This window comes from Streptomyces aurantiacus JA 4570 (genome assembly GCF_000414115.1).
Classification (GTDB): Bacteria; Actinomycetota; Actinomycetes; order Streptomycetales; family Streptomycetaceae; genus Streptomyces; species Streptomyces aurantiacus_A.
In genome coordinates, this window is record NZ_AOPZ01000210.1 from 12,365 (window position 1) to 27,940 (window position 15,576).

Sequence of the window (15,576 nt, forward strand, 5' to 3'; positions counted from 1 at the left end):
CCCGGGCGCCCCACGCGACCCGCGCAATCCCGTGTGCCCCGCGCCCCACCCGGCCACGGTCATCCCACCCTGGAGGACTCACCCGTGCCGCACGACGACGAACACCTCTCCGCGCAGCCGGACCCCGCGCCGCGCCTGGACGCCATGCTCGCCGACCTCGAAGAACTCGTCACCTGCGAGTCCTGGTCGGCCGACCACACGGCCGTGGCCCGCAGCGCCCGGGTGGTCGCCGCGCAGGGTCGTCGGCTGCTCGGCGCCGTGCCCCGCACGCTGGTCGTCGGGGGCGTCACCCACGTGCGGTGGACCTTCGGAACGCCGCGCGTCCTGCTCCTCGGCCACCACGACACCGTGTGGCCGATCGGTTCCCTCAAGACCCACCCCTGGGCGGTGGAGCAGGGCGTCGCCCGCGGCCCCGGGGTCTTCGACATGAAGGCCGGTCTGGTCCAGATGTTCCACGCCCTCGCCTCGCTGCCCTCACTCGACGGCCTCTGCGTGCTCGTCACCGGTGACGAGGAAACCGGCTCGGCCACCTCCCGCCCGCTCATCGAGGACATCGCGCGCCAGTGCTCGGCCACCCTCGTCCTGGAGGCTGCGGCGCCCGGAGGAGCCCTGAAGACCAGCCGCAAGGGCGTATCCCTGTACGACATCACTGCCCACGGCCTCGCCGCCCACTCCGGGCTCGAACCGGAGAAGGGCATCAACGCGGCCACCGAACTCGCCCACCAACTCCTCGCTCTGCAGGGCGTCGCCGACACCGTCACCGCCTCCACCGGGCCCGGGACGACCGTGACTCCCACGGTGATGCGGGCCGGCACATCGAGCAATACCGTGCCCGCGCGGGCGGAGTTGAGTGTGGACGTACGCGTGCCCGACGCCGCGGCGCAGGAAGCGGTCGACCGGCTCATCAGGGCCCTGGAGCCGCAGATTCCCGGCGCCCGGCTACAGATCGACGGCGGCCCCAACCGGCCGCCCCTGGCCCCCGACGCCTCCCGGAAACTGTTCGCCCTGGCCGCCGAACAGGCCGCGCGGCTCGGCCTCGGCCCGCTGCAGCAGACCGCCGTCGGCGGAGCCTCCGACGGCAACTACACCGCCGGGGTGGGATGTCCCACGCTCGACGGCCTCGGCGCGGTCGGCGACGGCGCGCACGCCGACCACGAACACGTCGTCACCGCCGCCATGCCGGACCGCGCCCGGCTCCTGGCCCACCTCGTCGGAGCGCTGCGATGAACGGCCCGAGCGCCGCGACGAACAGCCCGAGCACCGCGACGAACAGTCAGAGCCCCGCGACGAACGGATCGACGATCCGGGAACTCCACGGCATGGAGGACTTCGACGCCGTCAGTGACCTCTACGCCGAAATCTGGGGCAGCGAACCCGGCACCTCGCCCCTCTCCGCCGAGGCCATGCGGGCCCTCTCCCACGCCGGCAACTACGTGGCCGGAGCGTACGAGGACGGCCGTCTCGTGGGGGCGTCCGTCGCCTTCTTCGGCGAACCCATAGGCACCACCCTGCACTCGCACATCACCGGCGCCGTCATGGGGCGCGGCGTGGGCCTCGCCCTCAAGACGCACCAGCGGCAGTGGGCGCTGGCCCGCGGGCTGCGGCGCATCACCTGGACCTATGACCCGCTCGTCCGCCGCAACGCCTACTTCAACCTCGTCAAACTCGGTGCCCGGCCGGAGGCGTACCTGACCTCCTTCTACGGCGCGATGGACGACGCGATCAACGGCGGTGACGAGTCCGACCGGATGCTGGCCGCCTGGGATCTCACCGCGCCCACCCCGCCCGAGGTGATCGAGCTGCCCGCCGGCGCCGCGCACGGCCTCCGCGACCGCGGCGGCCGCCCGGAGACCGGCGCGAGCGACGCCGACACCGTGCTCGTCGACATCCCCGACGACATCGAGGCCCTGCGCCGCACGGATCCCGGCGCCGCCCGGGCCTGGCGCCTCGCCGTACGACAGACCCTGGGCGGTCTGCTCGCCGAAGGCGCCCGCGTCGTCGGCTTCCACGAACGCCGCCGCTACGTGGTCCAACGCACCATCACCCCTGCATGACCGTCCCAGAGGAGCCTCCCGTCATGAAGACGAAGATCTCCGGCGTCGAGCTGCGCCGGATCGCGATGCCGCTCGTCGCCCCGTTCCGTACCTCCTTCGGCGTGGAGACCAGCCGTGACGTGCTGCTGGTGCGCGTCGTCACCGCCGACGGCGAGGGCTGGGCCGAGTGCGCGGCCATGTCCGAGCCCCGCTACTGCTCCGAGTACGTCGACGGTGCCCAGGACGTCCTGCGCAGGTTCCTCATCCCCGCCCTGCCGAAGGACGGCCTGGACGCGCAGGCGGTCGGACGGATCCTGCGGCCCTTCACCGGCCACCGCATGGCGAAGTCCGCGCTGGAGACAGCGGTGCTCGACGCCCAGCTCCGCGGCGCCGGCGAGTCCTTCGGCGGCTACCTGGGCGCTGCCCGGGACCGGGTTCCGTGCGGCGTCTCGGTCGGGATCATGGACTCGGTGCCCGAACTCCTCGACGCCGTGGAGGCGTACATCGCCGAGGGCTACGTACGGATCAAGCTGAAGATCGAGCCCGGCTGGGACGTCGAGCCCGTACGCGTCGTGCGCGAGCGCTTCGGCGACGATGTGCTCCTGCAAGTCGACGCCAACGCCGCCTACACCCTGGTGGACGCCCAACAGCTCGCCAGGCTCGACGACTTCGGCCTGCTGCTGATCGAACAGCCGCTGGCCAACGACGACATGGTCCAGCACGCCCAGCTGGCGAAACTGCTGCGCACCCCGATCTGCCTGGACGAGTCCATCGAGTCGGCCACCGACGCCGCGGCGGCCATCTCCCTCGGCGCCTGCTCGGTCATCAACATCAAGCCGCCCCGGGTCGGCGGCTATCTGGAGGCCCGCCGCATCCACGACCTCGCCCGCGCCCACGGCATCCCCGTCTGGTGCGGGGGCATGCTGGAGACCGGCGTCGGCCGCGCCGCCAACGTCGCCCTGGCCGCCCTGCCCGGCTTCACCCTCCCCGGCGACACCTCGGGCTCCCACCGCTACTTCGCCACCGACATCACGGAGCCGTTCGTCCTCACCGACGGCCACCTCGAGGTCCCCACCGGCCCCGGCCTCGGCCTCGCGCCGCTGCCCGACGTTCTCGACGAAGTGACCACCTCCAGCGAGTGGATCGCGCTGTAAGCGCTCCGTCAGTCGGCCGGGGCCGCGGGACAGGCGTCGGCCGGCCTGGCCGCCCGGGGATGACGGCGGCGCCACCGGGCGTACGCGGGGCTCTCGGCGCAGATCTCCAGGTAGCCGGTGCCGAGGTCGCGCAGGATCGCCTCGCCGTGCGCGGCGAGCGGTCCGTCGCGGTGCCAGGCCAGAACGTGCCGGTACCACAGCGGGTTTCCCGCCAGCGGGCGGACGGCGGTGCCGGGCACCTCGATGAACGTGGCCTGGCAGAGGCTGACGGCCAGCCCCGCCCGCACCAGTTCGATCAGCTGGCGTCCTTCGGCCTCGTACGGGGCGTGGGGCCTGCGATCCGTCAAGGCGGCCGCCGACGACCAGTATTCGCCGGTCCGGTCGCGGTCGGGGCGGGGCACGGCCCAGTCCTCGTCGGCGAGTCGGGCCAGGCTCACCTCCTCGTGTGCCGCGAGCGGGTGTGCCGCGGGCAGCAGCGCGAAGACGGGCTCGGTGACCAGGGGCGCGAGGACCACCCCCGCACACGGCGGCAGCCGCTGGTCGGGGTGGTCGCCGAGGACGGCCGCCTCCAGACGGCCCGACGCCACGTCGTCCAGGAGCGGCACGGGGGAGTACTGGCAGCGTGAGGTCACCCCGCAGCCGGGCAGCGCGTCTCGCACGGCAAGGACGAGCCGGCCCAGGAGCGGAGCGCCCACCGAGCCGAGCCGGACGCGCTCCGCGGCCGTGGTGCGGCGGGCGGCGCGCGCGGTGTCCGCGAGGAGCGCGTCGACGCCGGGGAGGATGGCGCGGGCCCGTTGGATCACCAGGTCACCGAACGGCGTGGGCACCGCCCCCGCCTTCCCGCGGTCGAAGAGCGTTCCGCCCAACATGGCCTCGATGCGCCGCAGTTGGGCGCTGAGCCCCGGCTGGGGCATCCCCAGGCGGGCGGCGGCGCGGGTCAGGCTGCCGGCCTCGGCGATCGCGCACACCACGCGCAGATGCCGTATCTCCAGGTCCACCGGCACCTCCCGATCCGCCACGGTGACCGCGTCCCCCGTTCCATGGCGCGGATGTTATGGATCGGCGACAGCTTCCGGACAGGGCCGCGCCTCCCTCAGAGTTATGTGAAATGTCACACGCTATAACTGCGGAGGTCGGTTCGGCCATGAGACAGCCCTCTTCCCCGACGACGGCGCACCGGGCGGTCCTCACCGCTCTGCTCGCCGCCCTGCTCCTGATGCTCCTCGGCGCCCCGCCCGCCCGTGCGGCGGGGGCGGCCCCGGACCCCGCGTCGGCGTGCGCCCTGCGCGGCACGACCGGCTGGACCGACGAGGGCCACACCACCGACTACAGCGTCTTCCAGCGCCCGAAGGGGACGAAGAAGGTCGGCATGATCTTCGTGGACTTCCCCGACGCGCCCGCCACCGAGACCCCCGCCTCCGGCGCCGCGCAGATCACGCCCGGCGCCGACTGGCTGCGGAACGCCTCGTACGGCAAGACCCGGCTGGCCATCACCCAGCACCGGCGCTGGGCGCGGATGCCGCACAAGTCGACCGACTACGGCTTCGAGCGGGGCCTCACCCACGAGACGCACGAGGCGTACCTCAAGGACGCCGTGGCCGCCGCCGACCGCGACGTGGACTTCTCCCGCTACGACATGGTGTACGTGGTGGCGACCAAGAACGCGCCGGCCATCTCCTTCACGCCCACCTACGTCCACGAACCCGCCACCGCGGGTGTCGTCGCCGACGGCAGGCGGGTCAAGTGGGCGGTGACCTTCGGTCAGGACATGTGGCACTGGGGCCCGAAGCTCGTGGCACACGAGACCGCCCACACCTTCGGTCTGCCCGACCTCTACGGATTCGACGGCACCGACGCCCACCGCCATGTCGGCGGCTGGGACGTGATGGGCCTGATAGGGGGCGCGGGACCGCAGTACGTCGCCTGGCACTCGTGGAAGCTGGGCTGGACCGCCGACAGCCAGGTGCGCTGCCGGGCCTCGGCGGGGAGCGACACGGTCCGTCTGACGTCGGTCGAGTACGGCCGTGGCACCAAGATGGCGGTGGTCCGCACCGGCCCCACCACCGCGTACGTCGTCGAATCGAGACGGAAGGTCCAGGCGGACACGGGCCTCTGCGCGACCGGCGCGCTGGTCTACAAGGTCGACTCCTCCGTCCGGACCGGCGACGGACCGATCCGGGTCATGGACGCCAGGCCCGCCGCCACCCCCGCCGAGGGCTGCCGCCCGCTGGACGACGCCCCGTACCGGGCGGGTGAGTCCTTCACCGACGCCGCGGCGGGCGTGAAGATCGAGGTCCTGAGCGACGACGGCCGCGGCGAGCAGGTCCGCGTCACCAAGTCGTAAGTCACCAAGTCGTAAGCGGCTCCGGACGGACGCGGCGCCCTGGATCCCCCTCCGATCCAGGGCACCGCGTCGTTCAGGTCCCCTCAGGCGCCCCTCAGGCGTCCTCGGGGAAGTGGCAGGCCGCCTCCCGGGCCTCGCCCGGGGTGGTGATCCGCAGCAACGGGGCCTCGGAACGGCAGATGTCCTGGGCCTTGTGGCACCGCGGATGGAAGGTGCAACCCGGTGGGGGAGAGGCCGGACTCGGCGGGTCGCCGAGCAGCGTGATCCGCTCGCGGGTCCGCTCGGCCGCCGGGTCCGGCAGCGGCACGGCGGACAGCAGCGCCCGGGTGTACGGATGCGCCGGGGCCGCGTACACCCGCTCCTTGTCGCCGATCTCCACGATGCGCCCCAGATACATCACGGCCACCCGGTCGCAGACCCGCTTGACCACCGAGAGGTCGTGGGCGATGAAGAGGTAGGCGAGGCCGAGCTCCTGCTGCAGCCGCTCCATCAGGTTGACGATCTGGGCCTGTACGGAGACGTCGAGGGCGGAGACCGGTTCGTCGGCCACGACCAGGCGGGGGCCGGTGGCCAGCGACCGGGCGATGCCGATGCGCTGGGCCTGTCCGCCGGAGAACTCGTGCGGATAGCGGTCGATGTGCTCGGGGATGAGCCCGACCAGCTCCATCAGCTCCACGGCGCGCTCACGGGCCCGCGCCGCCGAACTGCCCTGCACCAGAAGCGGGTCGGAGATGATCCGGGCCACGGTCTGGCGCGGATTGAGGGACGAGTGCGGGTCCTGGAAGACCATCTGCAGGTCCTTGCGCAGGGGTTTGAGGGTCCGCTGCGGCAGATGGCTGATGTCGCGTCCGGCGTACGTGATGGAGCCGGCGGTGGGCTCCAGGAGCCGGACGATGAGCCGGCCCGTGGTCGACTTGCCGCAGCCGGACTCACCGACCAGGCCCAGCGTCTCACCGGCCGCGACGTCGAAATTGATGCCGTCCACGGCCCGCACGGGGGCCGAGCGGGCCCGCTTGCCGGGGAACGCCATCGTCAAGTCGCGGATGGAGAGCAGGGGTTCGGCGGCGTTGCCGGCTGATGTGCTGGCTGTGGTGGTCATGAGGCGACGCCTTCGTGCGCGGGGAGGTGGCAGGCGACCGGGTGACCGGCGGCCCCGCCGAACGACGGACGCTCGCTCTCGCACCGCGACCGCTCCTGGTCGGTGGCCGTCGCGAGGCGCGGGCAGCGGGGCGCGAACGCGCAGCCGGGGGCGGGGGCGAGCAGGGACGGCGGGCTGCCGGGGATGGTCCGCAGCGGCTCGTCGTCCCGGTCGTCGAGACGCGGGAGGGAGTCGAGCAGGCCCCGGGTGTACGGATGGGAGGGGACGGCGAACAGCGGGTCCACCGGCGCCTGTTCGGCGGCCCGGCCGCCGTACATCACCAGCACGTCGTGGGCGACGCGGGCGACCACCCCCAGATCGTGCGTGATCATGACGACGGCCAGGCCGCGGTCCTGCTGGAGCGCGGCGATGAGCTCCAGGATCTGCGCCTGGACGGTGACGTCCAGCGCGGTGGTCGGCTCGTCGGCGATGAGCAGCTCCGGCTCGCAGGCGAGCGCCATGGCGATCATCACGCGCTGCCGCATGCCGCCGGAGAACTGGTGCGGATACTCGCCCGCCCGGCGGCGCGGCTCGGGGATGCCGACCTCGGCGAGCGCCTCGACCGCCCGCTCGCGGGCGGCTCTTCGGCCGGAGCGGATGTGCACCCGGTGGTGTTCGGCGATCTGCTCGCCCACCGTGTAGTACGGGTGCAGGCTGGAGAGCGGATCCTGGAAGATCATGGCCATCTTCCGGCCGCGCAGCCGGTTCATCTCCCGTTCCGGAAGGCCGACCAGCTCCTGTCCGTCGAGCCGCACGGAGCCGGTGATCTCGGCCGCGGTGTGCAGACCCATCACCGCCATCGAGGTGACGGACTTGCCGGAGCCGGACTCGCCGACGATGCCGAGGGTCCGCCCGCGGCGCACCTCGAAGCCCAGGGAGTCCACGGCCCGGACCGGGCCGCGCGGGGTCGGGAAGGTGACCTTCAGGTCCGTCACGGACAGCAGGGGCGGGTCGGCCATCAGTACCTCACTCGTGGGTCGACGACGGCGTACAGCAGGTCGACGGCCAGGTTGGCGACGACGATGAAGGTGGCGGCCAGGAGCGTCACGCCGAGGATCACCGGCTGGTCGCCGCTGGACAGCGCGCCGTAGAAGAGCCGTCCGATGCCGGGGAGTCCGAAGATGGACTCGGTGATCACCGCGCCGGCGAGGAGGCCGCCCAGGTCCATGCCGAAGATGGTCAGGATCGGGGTCATACCGGCCCGCAGCCCGTGCTTGACGACGACGGTGCGGCGGGGCAGGCCCTTCGCGCGGGCGGTGCGGATGTACGGCTCCGCCATGGTCTCGATCATCGAACTGCGGCTCTGCCGGGCGTACATGGCCGCGTACAGAATGGCCAGCGCCAGCCAGGGCAGCAGCAGGTTCGACGCCCAGTCCACCGGGTCGTCGCCGAAGGGCACATAGCTCGGGTAGGGCAGCAGCCCGGCCGTTCGGATCAGCCCGTAGATGAGCATCATCGAGGTGAAGTAGACCGGCAGCGAGGCGGCGGCGACCGCGCCGACCATCAGCACCTTGTCGGTGAGGGTGTCCTTGCGCAGGGCCGCGGCGACGCCCGCGGACAGACCGAGGGCCAGCCAGAGGACGGCGGCGCCGAGCGCCAGCGAGGCGGAGACCGGCAGACGGTCCATCAGCAGGGCCCAGACGGACTCGCTGTTCTCGTAGGAGTAGCCCAGGCACGGGAAGTCGCAGTGCAGTTCGTACTGGCCCGTGCCCAGGGTGCGGCCGGTGAAGATGCCGGTGACGAAGTCCGTGAACTGCCGCCACATCGGCTGGTCGAGCCCCATGTGCTCGCGGATCGCCGTCAGCCGCTCGGTGCTGCACGACTTCCCACAGGCCGCGGCCGCCGGGTCGGACGGCAGGACGTAGAAGATGGTGAAGGTGACGGCGGCGATGGCGATCAGCACGCCGAGCACACCGAGAAGCCGGCGCCCGATGTAGACGATCATGTGCGGCTTCCCCTCGGGTCGAGGACGTCCCGCAGCGCGTCGCCGAGCAGCGTGAACGCGAGCACGGTGAGGAAGAGGCAGGAGCTCGGGATGACGAAGTACATGGGGTCGCTGTCGTAGAAGTTGACGCTCTCGGCGATCATCTGGCCCCAGGAGGGAGTGGGCGGGCGGACGCCGACGCCCAGGTAGCTCAGCGCCGCCTCGGTGGCGATCATCCCGGGGATGATCAGGGTGGTGTACGCGATGACGGGCCCGGCGACGCCCGGGAGGATGTCGCGGGTGAGGATCCGCCAGGGTCCCGAGCCGCCCACGCGCGCGGCGTCGACGTACTCGCGGTGTCGGAGCGAGAGCGTCTGGCCGCGCACCACGCGGGCGATGCCGGGCCAGCCGAAGAGACCGATGACCGCGATCATCAGGACGATCCGGTTGACGTCCCGTGCCACCGACATCATCGCGATCATGAAGATGAGCGAGGGGAAGGACATGGTGAGGTCCATCAGCCGGGACAGGACCGCGTCGGTGCGGCCGCCGAAGTAGCCGGCGGCGATCCCGGCGGCCGTGCCGGTGATGACGACGATCGCGGTGGCCGCGACGGCGATGAGCAGCGAGACCTGGGCGCCGTGCACGACCCGGGCGAACAGGTCGCGGCCGGTGACGGGTTCGACGCCGAGCCAGTGCTCGGCGGACATCCCGCCGAGCGGGCCGATCGGCTGCCCGCCCAAATAGGGGTCGACGGCGGTCTTGTCGAATTCCTCGGGCGACCAGCCGCCGAGGCTGCTCAGCAGCGGGGCGGCCACCGCCATGACCGCGAAGAGCGCGATCACGGCGAGGGAGATCTTCACGGAGGTGCGCCTGCGCAGCTCGCTGCGGGCCAGCTGCCAGGGCCCGCTGCCGGCCGGGGCCGTCTCGGCGGCCGGACCGGCCGGGGAATTCGGGGACTTGGGGGAGGCCGGGGTGGGCGGAGAGGTGGTGGCCATGGCGGGGTCGCTCCTCAACCCTTGCTCTTGGAGGGGTCCTTGAGGCCGACCGAGGCGTAGTCGAGCTGGCCGCCGAAGGAGATCTGCCCGTACGCGCCCGCGATGTTGGTGCCCACCACCAGCGGCCAGCGCCGCATCAGGACGGGGACGGCCGGGGCCTTGGTGAGGATCTCGCCGTCCAGCTCCCGCCAGGCCCGGACGGCCTTTCCGGCGTCGGTCATCGCGGCGATCTCGTCGATCCGCTTCATGGTCGCCGCGTCGCGGAAGAGCGAGTGGTTGCCGGTGTTGCCCTTCTCCTTGATGTGGCGGCCGTCGAAGACGAACGGCAGGAAGGTGGAGCCGGACGGGTAGTCGGGGCACCAGCCGGTGTACACCATGTCGGTGCGGTTGGTGGTGTCGCCGATGGTGGTATAGAACGCGGCCGGGTCGACCGTCTCGATGGTGACCTTGATGCCGGCCTTGGCCAGGGCCTGCTGGATCGCCTCGGCCCGCCCCTTGTCGCCGTTGGAGACGGTCATCTTCGTGCTGAAGCCGCCCGGCTTGCCGGCCTGCTTCAACAGCTCCTTGGCCTTGGCCAGGTCGCCGGTCAGGGGCACCTTCAGGGTGTCTGGCTGCTTGCCGTCGAAGAGGGTGTCGGGCATGTAGGCGGTGGAGGCGTCGTTGAAGGCGGGGCCGCCGGAGGAGTTGACCACGACCTCCTTGTCGAGGGCGTACTGCACGGCCTGACGGACCTTCACGTCGTCGAACGGGGCGCGACCGGTGTGCATCTGCACCATGTCGGTGCAGTTGGTCGACTCGGCGAGCAGCCGCTTGCGCACCCCGGCCTCGGGCAGCACCTTGACCCCGCTCTCCGGCCGCAGCGCGTACCACGGGACGGCGGAGGCGTCCGCGCCCTGGCTGGCGATCATGCGGTCGTCGACCTGGTTGTGCTTGAGCCCCATGACCATGACCAGCTTGTCCGGGTACGCCTTGCGGATCGAGTCCGTCCCGGGGTCCCAGTGCGGGTTGCGGACCAGGACCAGCCGCTTGTTGCGCTGGTACGTATCGATCTTGTACGGGCCGGAGGAGAACGGTCGGCTGTCGTACTTGGGGCCGGTGTCCCTCTTCCTGGGCACCGGCGCGAAGGTGGGCATCACCGTGGCGTTGGCGAACTCGGCGAAGGGCTTGCGCAGTTCGAAGACGATCGTGCGATCGTCCGGCGTCCTGATGGAGTCCAGGTGTTCGCCGTTGGCCGGACCCTTGTAGCCCTTGGCGCCCTTGAGGTAGCGGGCCGCGTAGTCGGCGCCGCCGTACAGGTCCGGGGAGAAGGACCGCTCGACGTTGTACTTGACGTCCTGGGCGGTGACCGGGGTCCCGTCCTCGTACTTGACCCCCTTCTTGAGGCGGAAGGTCCAGGTCCTGGCGCCGTTGGACGGGGTGCCGAGGCCGGTGGCGAGGTCGGGGACCAGCTCGCCGCCCTCGGCGCCGGGGGCCGCCTTGTACGTGACCAGGGTGCGGTAGAGCAGCCGGGTGCCGAACTCCATGTCGCTCATGGTCCAGTTGCGGGCCGGATCGAGGTGGGTGAAGTCCTGGTGGGACAGGACCGTGAGGGTGCCGCCCTTCTTCGGGGTGCCCCCGATCACCGCGCCGAGATTGGCGGTGGCCGGGTTCTTGCCGTTCCGGCTGTCACCGGAGCGCTTGCCGCCGGAGCAGCCGGCCGAGCCGGCGATGAGGGCCGCCGCGGCAGCGGTGGCGAGGACGGTGCGGGTGCGCTTGTTCATCAGGGGTCGCTCCGTGAACAGTCGGACAGCCGGCAGTGGCTGGAATGTGACCGGTAACATAGTAATGTGAAATGGTACTGGCAAGATGCTGTTCGCTTCGTTACTCACCCGTGCCCGAGGGGAGCCTGATGGACCAGCCCGTCACCACCGCACTCCGCACCGTCAGTCACGATCTGCCGATCCCGCCGGAGCTCGCCGCCTTCATGTCCGCCGACTGGGCCGCGACCCCGCTGCCCGACGGCATCCGGCTCCCGGTCGCCGACCTCACCCCGGCCCGCCGCGCCCGGCTCTCCGCCCGCTTCCCGGGGGAGCGGCTGATCGTCCCGGCCGGTGAGCTCCGGGTCCGCTCGAACGACTGCGACCACCGCTTCCGGCCGCACTCCGGCTACGCCTGGCTGACCGGCCTGACCGGTGAGGACCAGGCGGGCCATGTGCTGGTCCTGGAGCCGGACGGCCCGCACCGGCACGAAGCGGTCCTCCACGTGCGCCCGCGCTCCCCGCGCGTCGGCGAGGAGTTCTACCGGGACCGCCGCTACGGCGAGTTCTGGGTGGGGCGGCGCCCGGACCTCGCCGAGGCCGAGCGGCTGACCGGCATCCGCTGCGCCCGCCTCGACGAGGCCGGGCAGCTCCCGCCGGGCCGCAACGCGGCGGCGGACCCCGAACTCGCCGCCGCCCTCAGCGAGTTGCGGCTGATCAAGGACGCCTGGGAGGTGGCGCAGCTCCAACTGGCCGTCGACCACACCACCGCGGGCTTCGAGGACGTCGTCCGGGCGCTGCCGCGCGCCCTCGCCCACCCCCGCGGCGAGCGCTGGATCGAGGGGGTCTTCGGGCTGCGCGCCCGCGCCGAGGGCAACGGCACCGGCTACGAGACGATCGCCGCGTCCGGCGCGCACGCGTGCGTCCTGCACTGGATCCGCAACGACGGCCGCCTCGACCCCCGTGAACTGCTGCTGCTCGACGCGGGCGTCGAGACCGACAGCCTCTACACGGCGGACATCACCCGCACCCTTCCGCTCTCCGGCCGCTTCTCCTCCGTCCAGCGCCAGGTGTACGACCTCGTCCTCGCCGCGCAGGACGCGGGCATCGCCGCGCTGAAGCCAGGGGCGAGCTTCCGCGACTTCCACCGGGCGTGCACGCGGGTCATCGCCGAAGGGCTCGCCGAATGGGGCGTGTTGAACAGCGCCGAGGGCGACCTCCACCGCCGCTACACGCTGTGCAGCAGCGGGCACATGCTCGGCCTGGACGTCCACGACTGCGCGCAGGCGCGCGCGGAGGCGTATCTGGACGGCGTGCTGGAAAAGGGGCAGGTGCTCACCGTCGAGCCCGGTCTCTACCTCCAGCCGGACGACGAGACCCTCCCCGCCGAGCTGCGCGGCATCGGCGTACGCATCGAGGACGACCTGGTCATCACGGCGGACGGGGCGCGGCTGATGTCGGGCGCCCTGCCGCGGACGCCGGACGCCGTCGAGGAATGGATGGGGGAGCTGGCGGGGAGCTGAGAGCGGATGGGGAGCCGACCGACGGCTGAGGCGTGCTTCCCGATCGGCTCCCATGTTTCCCGGTCAACCTCTTGGCACCATGAGTGCAATGTGAAATATTACTGCCGTGCTCACGAGAGATTCCGCGGATGTCATCGTCGTCGGCGCCGGTGTGGTCGGCGCGGCCTGCGCCTACTACGCCGCCCAGTCCGGCCTGCGGGTCACCGTGCTCGACCGCGGCCCGGTGGCCGGCGGCACCACGGGGGCCGGCGAGGGCAACCTGCTGGTCTCCGACAAGGAGCCGGGGCCCGAACTCGACCTCGCGCTGCTGTCCACCCGGCTGTGGCGGGACCTCGCCGAGGAACTCCCGCCGGGGATCGAGTACGAGGCGAAGGGCGGCCTGGTCGTCGCCTCCCACGAGGACGGGACGACCGCGCTGCGGGACTTCGCCGCCGCCCAGCACAAGGCGGGCGTCACGGCGGAGGAGATCCCGGCGGACCGCCTGCACGACCTGGAGCCGCACCTGGCCCCCGGTCTGACAGGGGGCGTCCACTACCCCCAGGACGCCCAGGTCATGCCCGCGCTGGCCGCCGCGCACCTGCTGCGCGCGGCCGGCGCCCGGGTACGGCTGCGCCTCGGCGAGGAGGTCACCGGCCTGCTCACCGGAGGATCCGGCGAGATGCAGGGGGTGCGGACGGCCTCCGGACCGGTCCACGCTCCGTACGTGGTGAACGCCGCCGGAGCCTGGGGCGGCGAGCTCGCCCGCCTCGCGGGCGTGACCCTGCCCGTCCTGCCCCGCCGCGGCTTCGTCCTGGTCACCGAGCCACTGCCGCGCGTGGTGCGCCGCAAGGTGTACGCGGCGGACTACGTCGCCGACGTGGCCAGCGGCTCCGCCGCGCTGCAGACCTCGGCCGTGGTCGAGGGCACCCCGGCCGGGCCGGTCCTGATCGGCGCCAGCCGGGAGCGGGTCGGCTTCGACCGGACGCTGTCGGTGGAGGTCGTGCGCCGCCTCGCGGCCCAGGCCACCGCCCTGTTCCCGGTCCTGGCCGGGGTGCGGGTCATGCGGACGTACCCGGGGTTCCGCCCCTACCTGCCGGACCACCTGCCCGCCATCGGCGCCGACCCGCGCGTGCCCGGACTGCTGCACGCCTGCGGCCACGAGGGCGCCGGGATCGGCCTCGCGCCGGCCACCGGGCTGATCGTCGCCCAGGCCCTGGCCGGGCGGGAACCACCGCTGGACATCGCCCCGTTCCGGCCGGAGCGCTTCGCCTCCGCGGCCTGAGCGCGACCGCCGCGGCTGCCATGCCAGTTGTATCTGTCACGCCCATCGCGCCCATCACGCCCATCACACCCATCACGCCCGTCACGTCCGTCACGAGAGGAGGCCCGCCGTGGCCCGTACCCCCGCCGAACTGGTCGGCGCGCAGCCCGATCCGCCGTTCGAGATCACCATGGACGGCCGCACCGTGACCGCCCTGCCCGGGCAGTCCGTCGCCGCCGCGCTCTGGGGGGCCGGGATCGTCGCCTGGCGCACCACCCGGGACGGCGGTCGGCCGCGGGGGGCGTTCTGCGGCATCGGCCAGTGCTACGACTGCCTCGCCACCATCAACGGCGAGCCCAACCGCAGGGCCTGCCTGGTCCCCGCCCGGCCGGGCGACGCCGTCACCACCCAGGAAGGACACGGCCGTGCCGCTCTGGGCGTCTGAATCGCGCGAACCGTACGACCTCGCGGTGATCGGCGCGGGCTCCGCCGGGCTCGCGGGCGCCGTCACCGCCTCCGAACTCGGCCTGTCGGTCGCCCTCGTGGACGCCTCGGCCCACCTGGGCGGCCAGTTCTACCGGGCACCGGAACCGGCGCTCGGCGCCGTCCGGCCCGAGGCCCTGCACCACGACTGGGCCGCCTTCGCCGACCTGCGCGAGCGCGGGCGGGCGACCGACGGCATCACCCACCTCGCCGGGCACCACGTGTGGACGGTGAGCAGGCAGAGCGACGAGCTGTGGGCGGTGCACGCCGTCACCGGCGCCGACGGGGCGGGGGAGCGGCCGGTGTGCGTACGGGCCCGGGCGATCCTCGTCGCGACCGGGGCCTACGAGCGCCAACTGCCCTTCCCCGGCTGGACCTTGCCGGGTGTCGTGGGCGCGGGCGGCGCCCAGGCGATGCTCAAGTCCGGTCTCGTGCTGCCCGGCAGACGGATCGTCGTCGCCGGCAGCGGGCCGCTGCTGCTCGCCGTCGCGTCCTCGCTCGCCGCCGCCGGGGCGCACGTCCCCGCCCTGGTGGAGGCGACCGGCTACCTGCGCTACGCCCGTCATCACCGCGCCCTCGCCGCGAACCCGCACAAGCTGCTCGAAGCGGTGGTGCACGGCTCGGCGCTGCTGCGCCACCGGGTGCGGCTGCGCACCCGCAGCGCGGTCACCGAAGTGCACGGTCGCGAGCGGGTCGAGGCGGTCACCGTCGCCCGGCTCGACGGCGACTGGCGGCCGGTGCCGGGCACGGGCCGCCGGATCGAGTGCGACGCGCTGGCCGTGGGCCACGGCCTGGCCCCGCAGATCGAGCTCGCCGTTGGGCTCGGCTGCGCGACGCGGCCCACCGCGGACGGCACCAGCGCCCTCGTCCTGGACGGACACCAGGAGACCTCGGTGCCCGGCGTGTGGGCGGCGGGCGAGACCGGCGGGGTCGGCGGCGCCCAACTGGCCCGGGCCGAGGGCGAACTGGCGGCCATCGCCGTCGCCGCCCGGCTCGGCGGGCA

14 protein-coding genes are annotated in these 15,576 nt (G+C 72.7%); 8 read left to right on the forward strand and 6 right to left on the reverse strand.

The window, feature by feature from the left end; genetic code table 11:
* The first annotated feature begins 144 nt into the window (after nucleotides 1–144).
* From STRAU_RS20595 to menC, 3 genes are read left to right on the forward strand one after another with little or no spacing between them, the layout of a single operon-like run.
* On the forward strand, nucleotides 145–1,227 hold the full coding sequence (locus tag STRAU_RS20595; RefSeq protein ID WP_037660786.1) for a M20 family metallopeptidase: 1,083 nt from the start codon (nucleotides 145–147) through the stop codon (nucleotides 1,225–1,227).
* Nucleotides 1,224–2,054, forward strand: coding sequence for a hypothetical protein (locus tag STRAU_RS20600; protein ID WP_016642306.1), 831 nt, complete (start codon nucleotides 1,224–1,226; stop codon nucleotides 2,052–2,054). Before STRAU_RS20595 ends, STRAU_RS20600 begins: the two co-directional genes overlap by 4 nt.
* A gap of 23 nt (nucleotides 2,055–2,077) precedes the next feature.
* A complete protein-coding gene (gene menC, locus STRAU_RS20605; RefSeq protein WP_016642307.1) occupies nucleotides 2,078–3,187 on the forward strand; it encodes an o-succinylbenzoate synthase in 1,110 nt (369 codons plus the stop codon).
* An 8-nt stretch (nucleotides 3,188–3,195) separates the two neighbouring features.
* Here the strand turns inward: menC and STRAU_RS20610 are convergent, their stop codons facing one another.
* Nucleotides 3,196–4,206: a LysR family transcriptional regulator gene (locus STRAU_RS20610; protein WP_016642308.1), complete on the reverse strand. Its 1,011-nt coding sequence runs from the start codon at nucleotides 4,204–4,206 to the stop codon at nucleotides 3,196–3,198.
* A gap of 125 nt (nucleotides 4,207–4,331) precedes the next feature.
* Between STRAU_RS20610 and STRAU_RS20615 the strand changes: the two genes are divergently transcribed.
* On the forward strand, nucleotides 4,332–5,531 hold the full coding sequence (locus STRAU_RS20615; RefSeq protein ID WP_016642309.1) for a M6 family metalloprotease domain-containing protein: 1,200 nt from the start codon (nucleotides 4,332–4,334) through the stop codon (nucleotides 5,529–5,531).
* A 94-nt stretch (nucleotides 5,532–5,625) separates the two neighbouring features.
* Here STRAU_RS20615 and STRAU_RS20620 read toward each other — a convergent pair whose 3' ends face one another.
* The 5 genes from STRAU_RS20620 to STRAU_RS20640 are packed head-to-tail and all read right to left on the reverse strand — an operon-like array spanning nucleotide 5,626 to nucleotide 11,351.
* Complete coding sequence (locus STRAU_RS20620; RefSeq protein ID WP_016642310.1) at nucleotides 5,626–6,630, reverse strand: ABC transporter ATP-binding protein; 1,005 nt, start codon at nucleotides 6,628–6,630, stop codon at nucleotides 5,626–5,628.
* Nucleotides 6,627–7,628: an ABC transporter ATP-binding protein gene (locus STRAU_RS20625; RefSeq protein WP_016642311.1), complete on the reverse strand. Its 1,002-nt coding sequence runs from the start codon at nucleotides 7,626–7,628 to the stop codon at nucleotides 6,627–6,629. The genes STRAU_RS20620 and STRAU_RS20625 overlap by 4 nt, the downstream gene beginning before the upstream one ends.
* Entirely contained in the window at nucleotides 7,628–8,614 is a 987-nt protein-coding gene (locus tag STRAU_RS20630; protein ID WP_016642312.1) for an ABC transporter permease, read from the reverse strand. The genes STRAU_RS20625 and STRAU_RS20630 overlap by 1 nt, the downstream gene beginning before the upstream one ends.
* Nucleotides 8,611–9,591, reverse strand: a complete 981-nt coding sequence (locus STRAU_RS20635) for an ABC transporter permease (protein ID WP_016642313.1) — start codon at nucleotides 9,589–9,591, stop codon at nucleotides 8,611–8,613. Before STRAU_RS20635 ends, STRAU_RS20630 begins: the two co-directional genes overlap by 4 nt.
* Before the next feature lie 14 nt (nucleotides 9,592–9,605).
* Nucleotides 9,606–11,351, reverse strand: coding sequence for an ABC transporter substrate-binding protein (locus STRAU_RS20640; RefSeq protein ID WP_016642314.1), 1,746 nt, complete (start codon nucleotides 11,349–11,351; stop codon nucleotides 9,606–9,608).
* Nucleotides 11,352–11,479: 128 nt separating this feature from the next.
* Here STRAU_RS20640 and STRAU_RS20645 point away from each other — a divergent pair, with 128 nt between their 5' ends.
* The 4 genes from STRAU_RS20645 to STRAU_RS20660 form a co-directional block, all read left to right on the forward strand.
* Complete coding sequence (locus tag STRAU_RS20645; protein ID WP_016642315.1) at nucleotides 11,480–12,850, forward strand: aminopeptidase P family protein; 1,371 nt, start codon at nucleotides 11,480–11,482, stop codon at nucleotides 12,848–12,850.
* A gap of 106 nt (nucleotides 12,851–12,956) precedes the next feature.
* Nucleotides 12,957–14,111 carry an NAD(P)/FAD-dependent oxidoreductase gene (locus tag STRAU_RS20650; RefSeq protein ID WP_016642316.1) on the forward strand — a complete coding sequence of 385 codons (1,155 nt, stop codon included), beginning with the start codon at nucleotides 12,957–12,959 and terminating at the stop codon, nucleotides 14,109–14,111.
* 109 nt (nucleotides 14,112–14,220) lie between these two features.
* Nucleotides 14,221–14,535, forward strand: coding sequence for a (2Fe-2S)-binding protein (locus STRAU_RS20655; RefSeq protein ID WP_016642317.1), 315 nt, complete (start codon nucleotides 14,221–14,223; stop codon nucleotides 14,533–14,535).
* Nucleotides 14,516–15,576: NAD(P)/FAD-dependent oxidoreductase (locus STRAU_RS20660; RefSeq protein ID WP_037660778.1), on the forward strand; the 1,061-nt coding region annotated here is incomplete at its 3' end. The genes STRAU_RS20655 and STRAU_RS20660, both read left to right, overlap by 20 nt.

What these genes read in the sequence shown, in the direction of transcription:
- STRAU_RS20595 (WP_037660786.1), top strand. Translation starts at nt 145, where the DNA reads ATGCTCGCCGACCTCGAAGAACTCGTCACCTGCGAGTCCTGGTCGGCC.
- STRAU_RS20600 (WP_016642306.1), top strand. Translation starts at nt 1,224, where the DNA reads ATGAACGGCCCGAGCGCCGCGACGAACAGCCCGAGCACCGCGACGAAC.
- menC (WP_016642307.1), top strand. Translation starts at nt 2,078, where the DNA reads ATGAAGACGAAGATCTCCGGCGTCGAGCTGCGCCGGATCGCGATGCCG.
- STRAU_RS20615 (WP_016642309.1), top strand. Translation starts at nt 4,332, where the DNA reads ATGAGACAGCCCTCTTCCCCGACGACGGCGCACCGGGCGGTCCTCACC.
- STRAU_RS20620 (WP_016642310.1), bottom strand. Translation starts at nt 6,630, where the DNA reads ATGACCACCACAGCCAGCACATCAGCCGGCAACGCCGCCGAACCCCTG.
- STRAU_RS20625 (WP_016642311.1), bottom strand. Translation starts at nt 7,628, where the DNA reads ATGGCCGACCCGCCCCTGCTGTCCGTGACGGACCTGAAGGTCACCTTC.
- STRAU_RS20630 (WP_016642312.1), bottom strand. Translation starts at nt 8,614, where the DNA reads ATGATCGTCTACATCGGGCGCCGGCTTCTCGGTGTGCTCGGCGTGCTG.
- STRAU_RS20635 (WP_016642313.1), bottom strand. Translation starts at nt 9,591, where the DNA reads ATGGCCACCACCTCTCCGCCCACCCCGGCCTCCCCCAAGTCCCCGAAT.
- STRAU_RS20640 (WP_016642314.1), bottom strand. Translation starts at nt 11,351, where the DNA reads ATGAACAAGCGCACCCGCACCGTCCTCGCCACCGCTGCCGCGGCGGCC.
- STRAU_RS20645 (WP_016642315.1), top strand. Translation starts at nt 11,480, where the DNA reads ATGGACCAGCCCGTCACCACCGCACTCCGCACCGTCAGTCACGATCTG.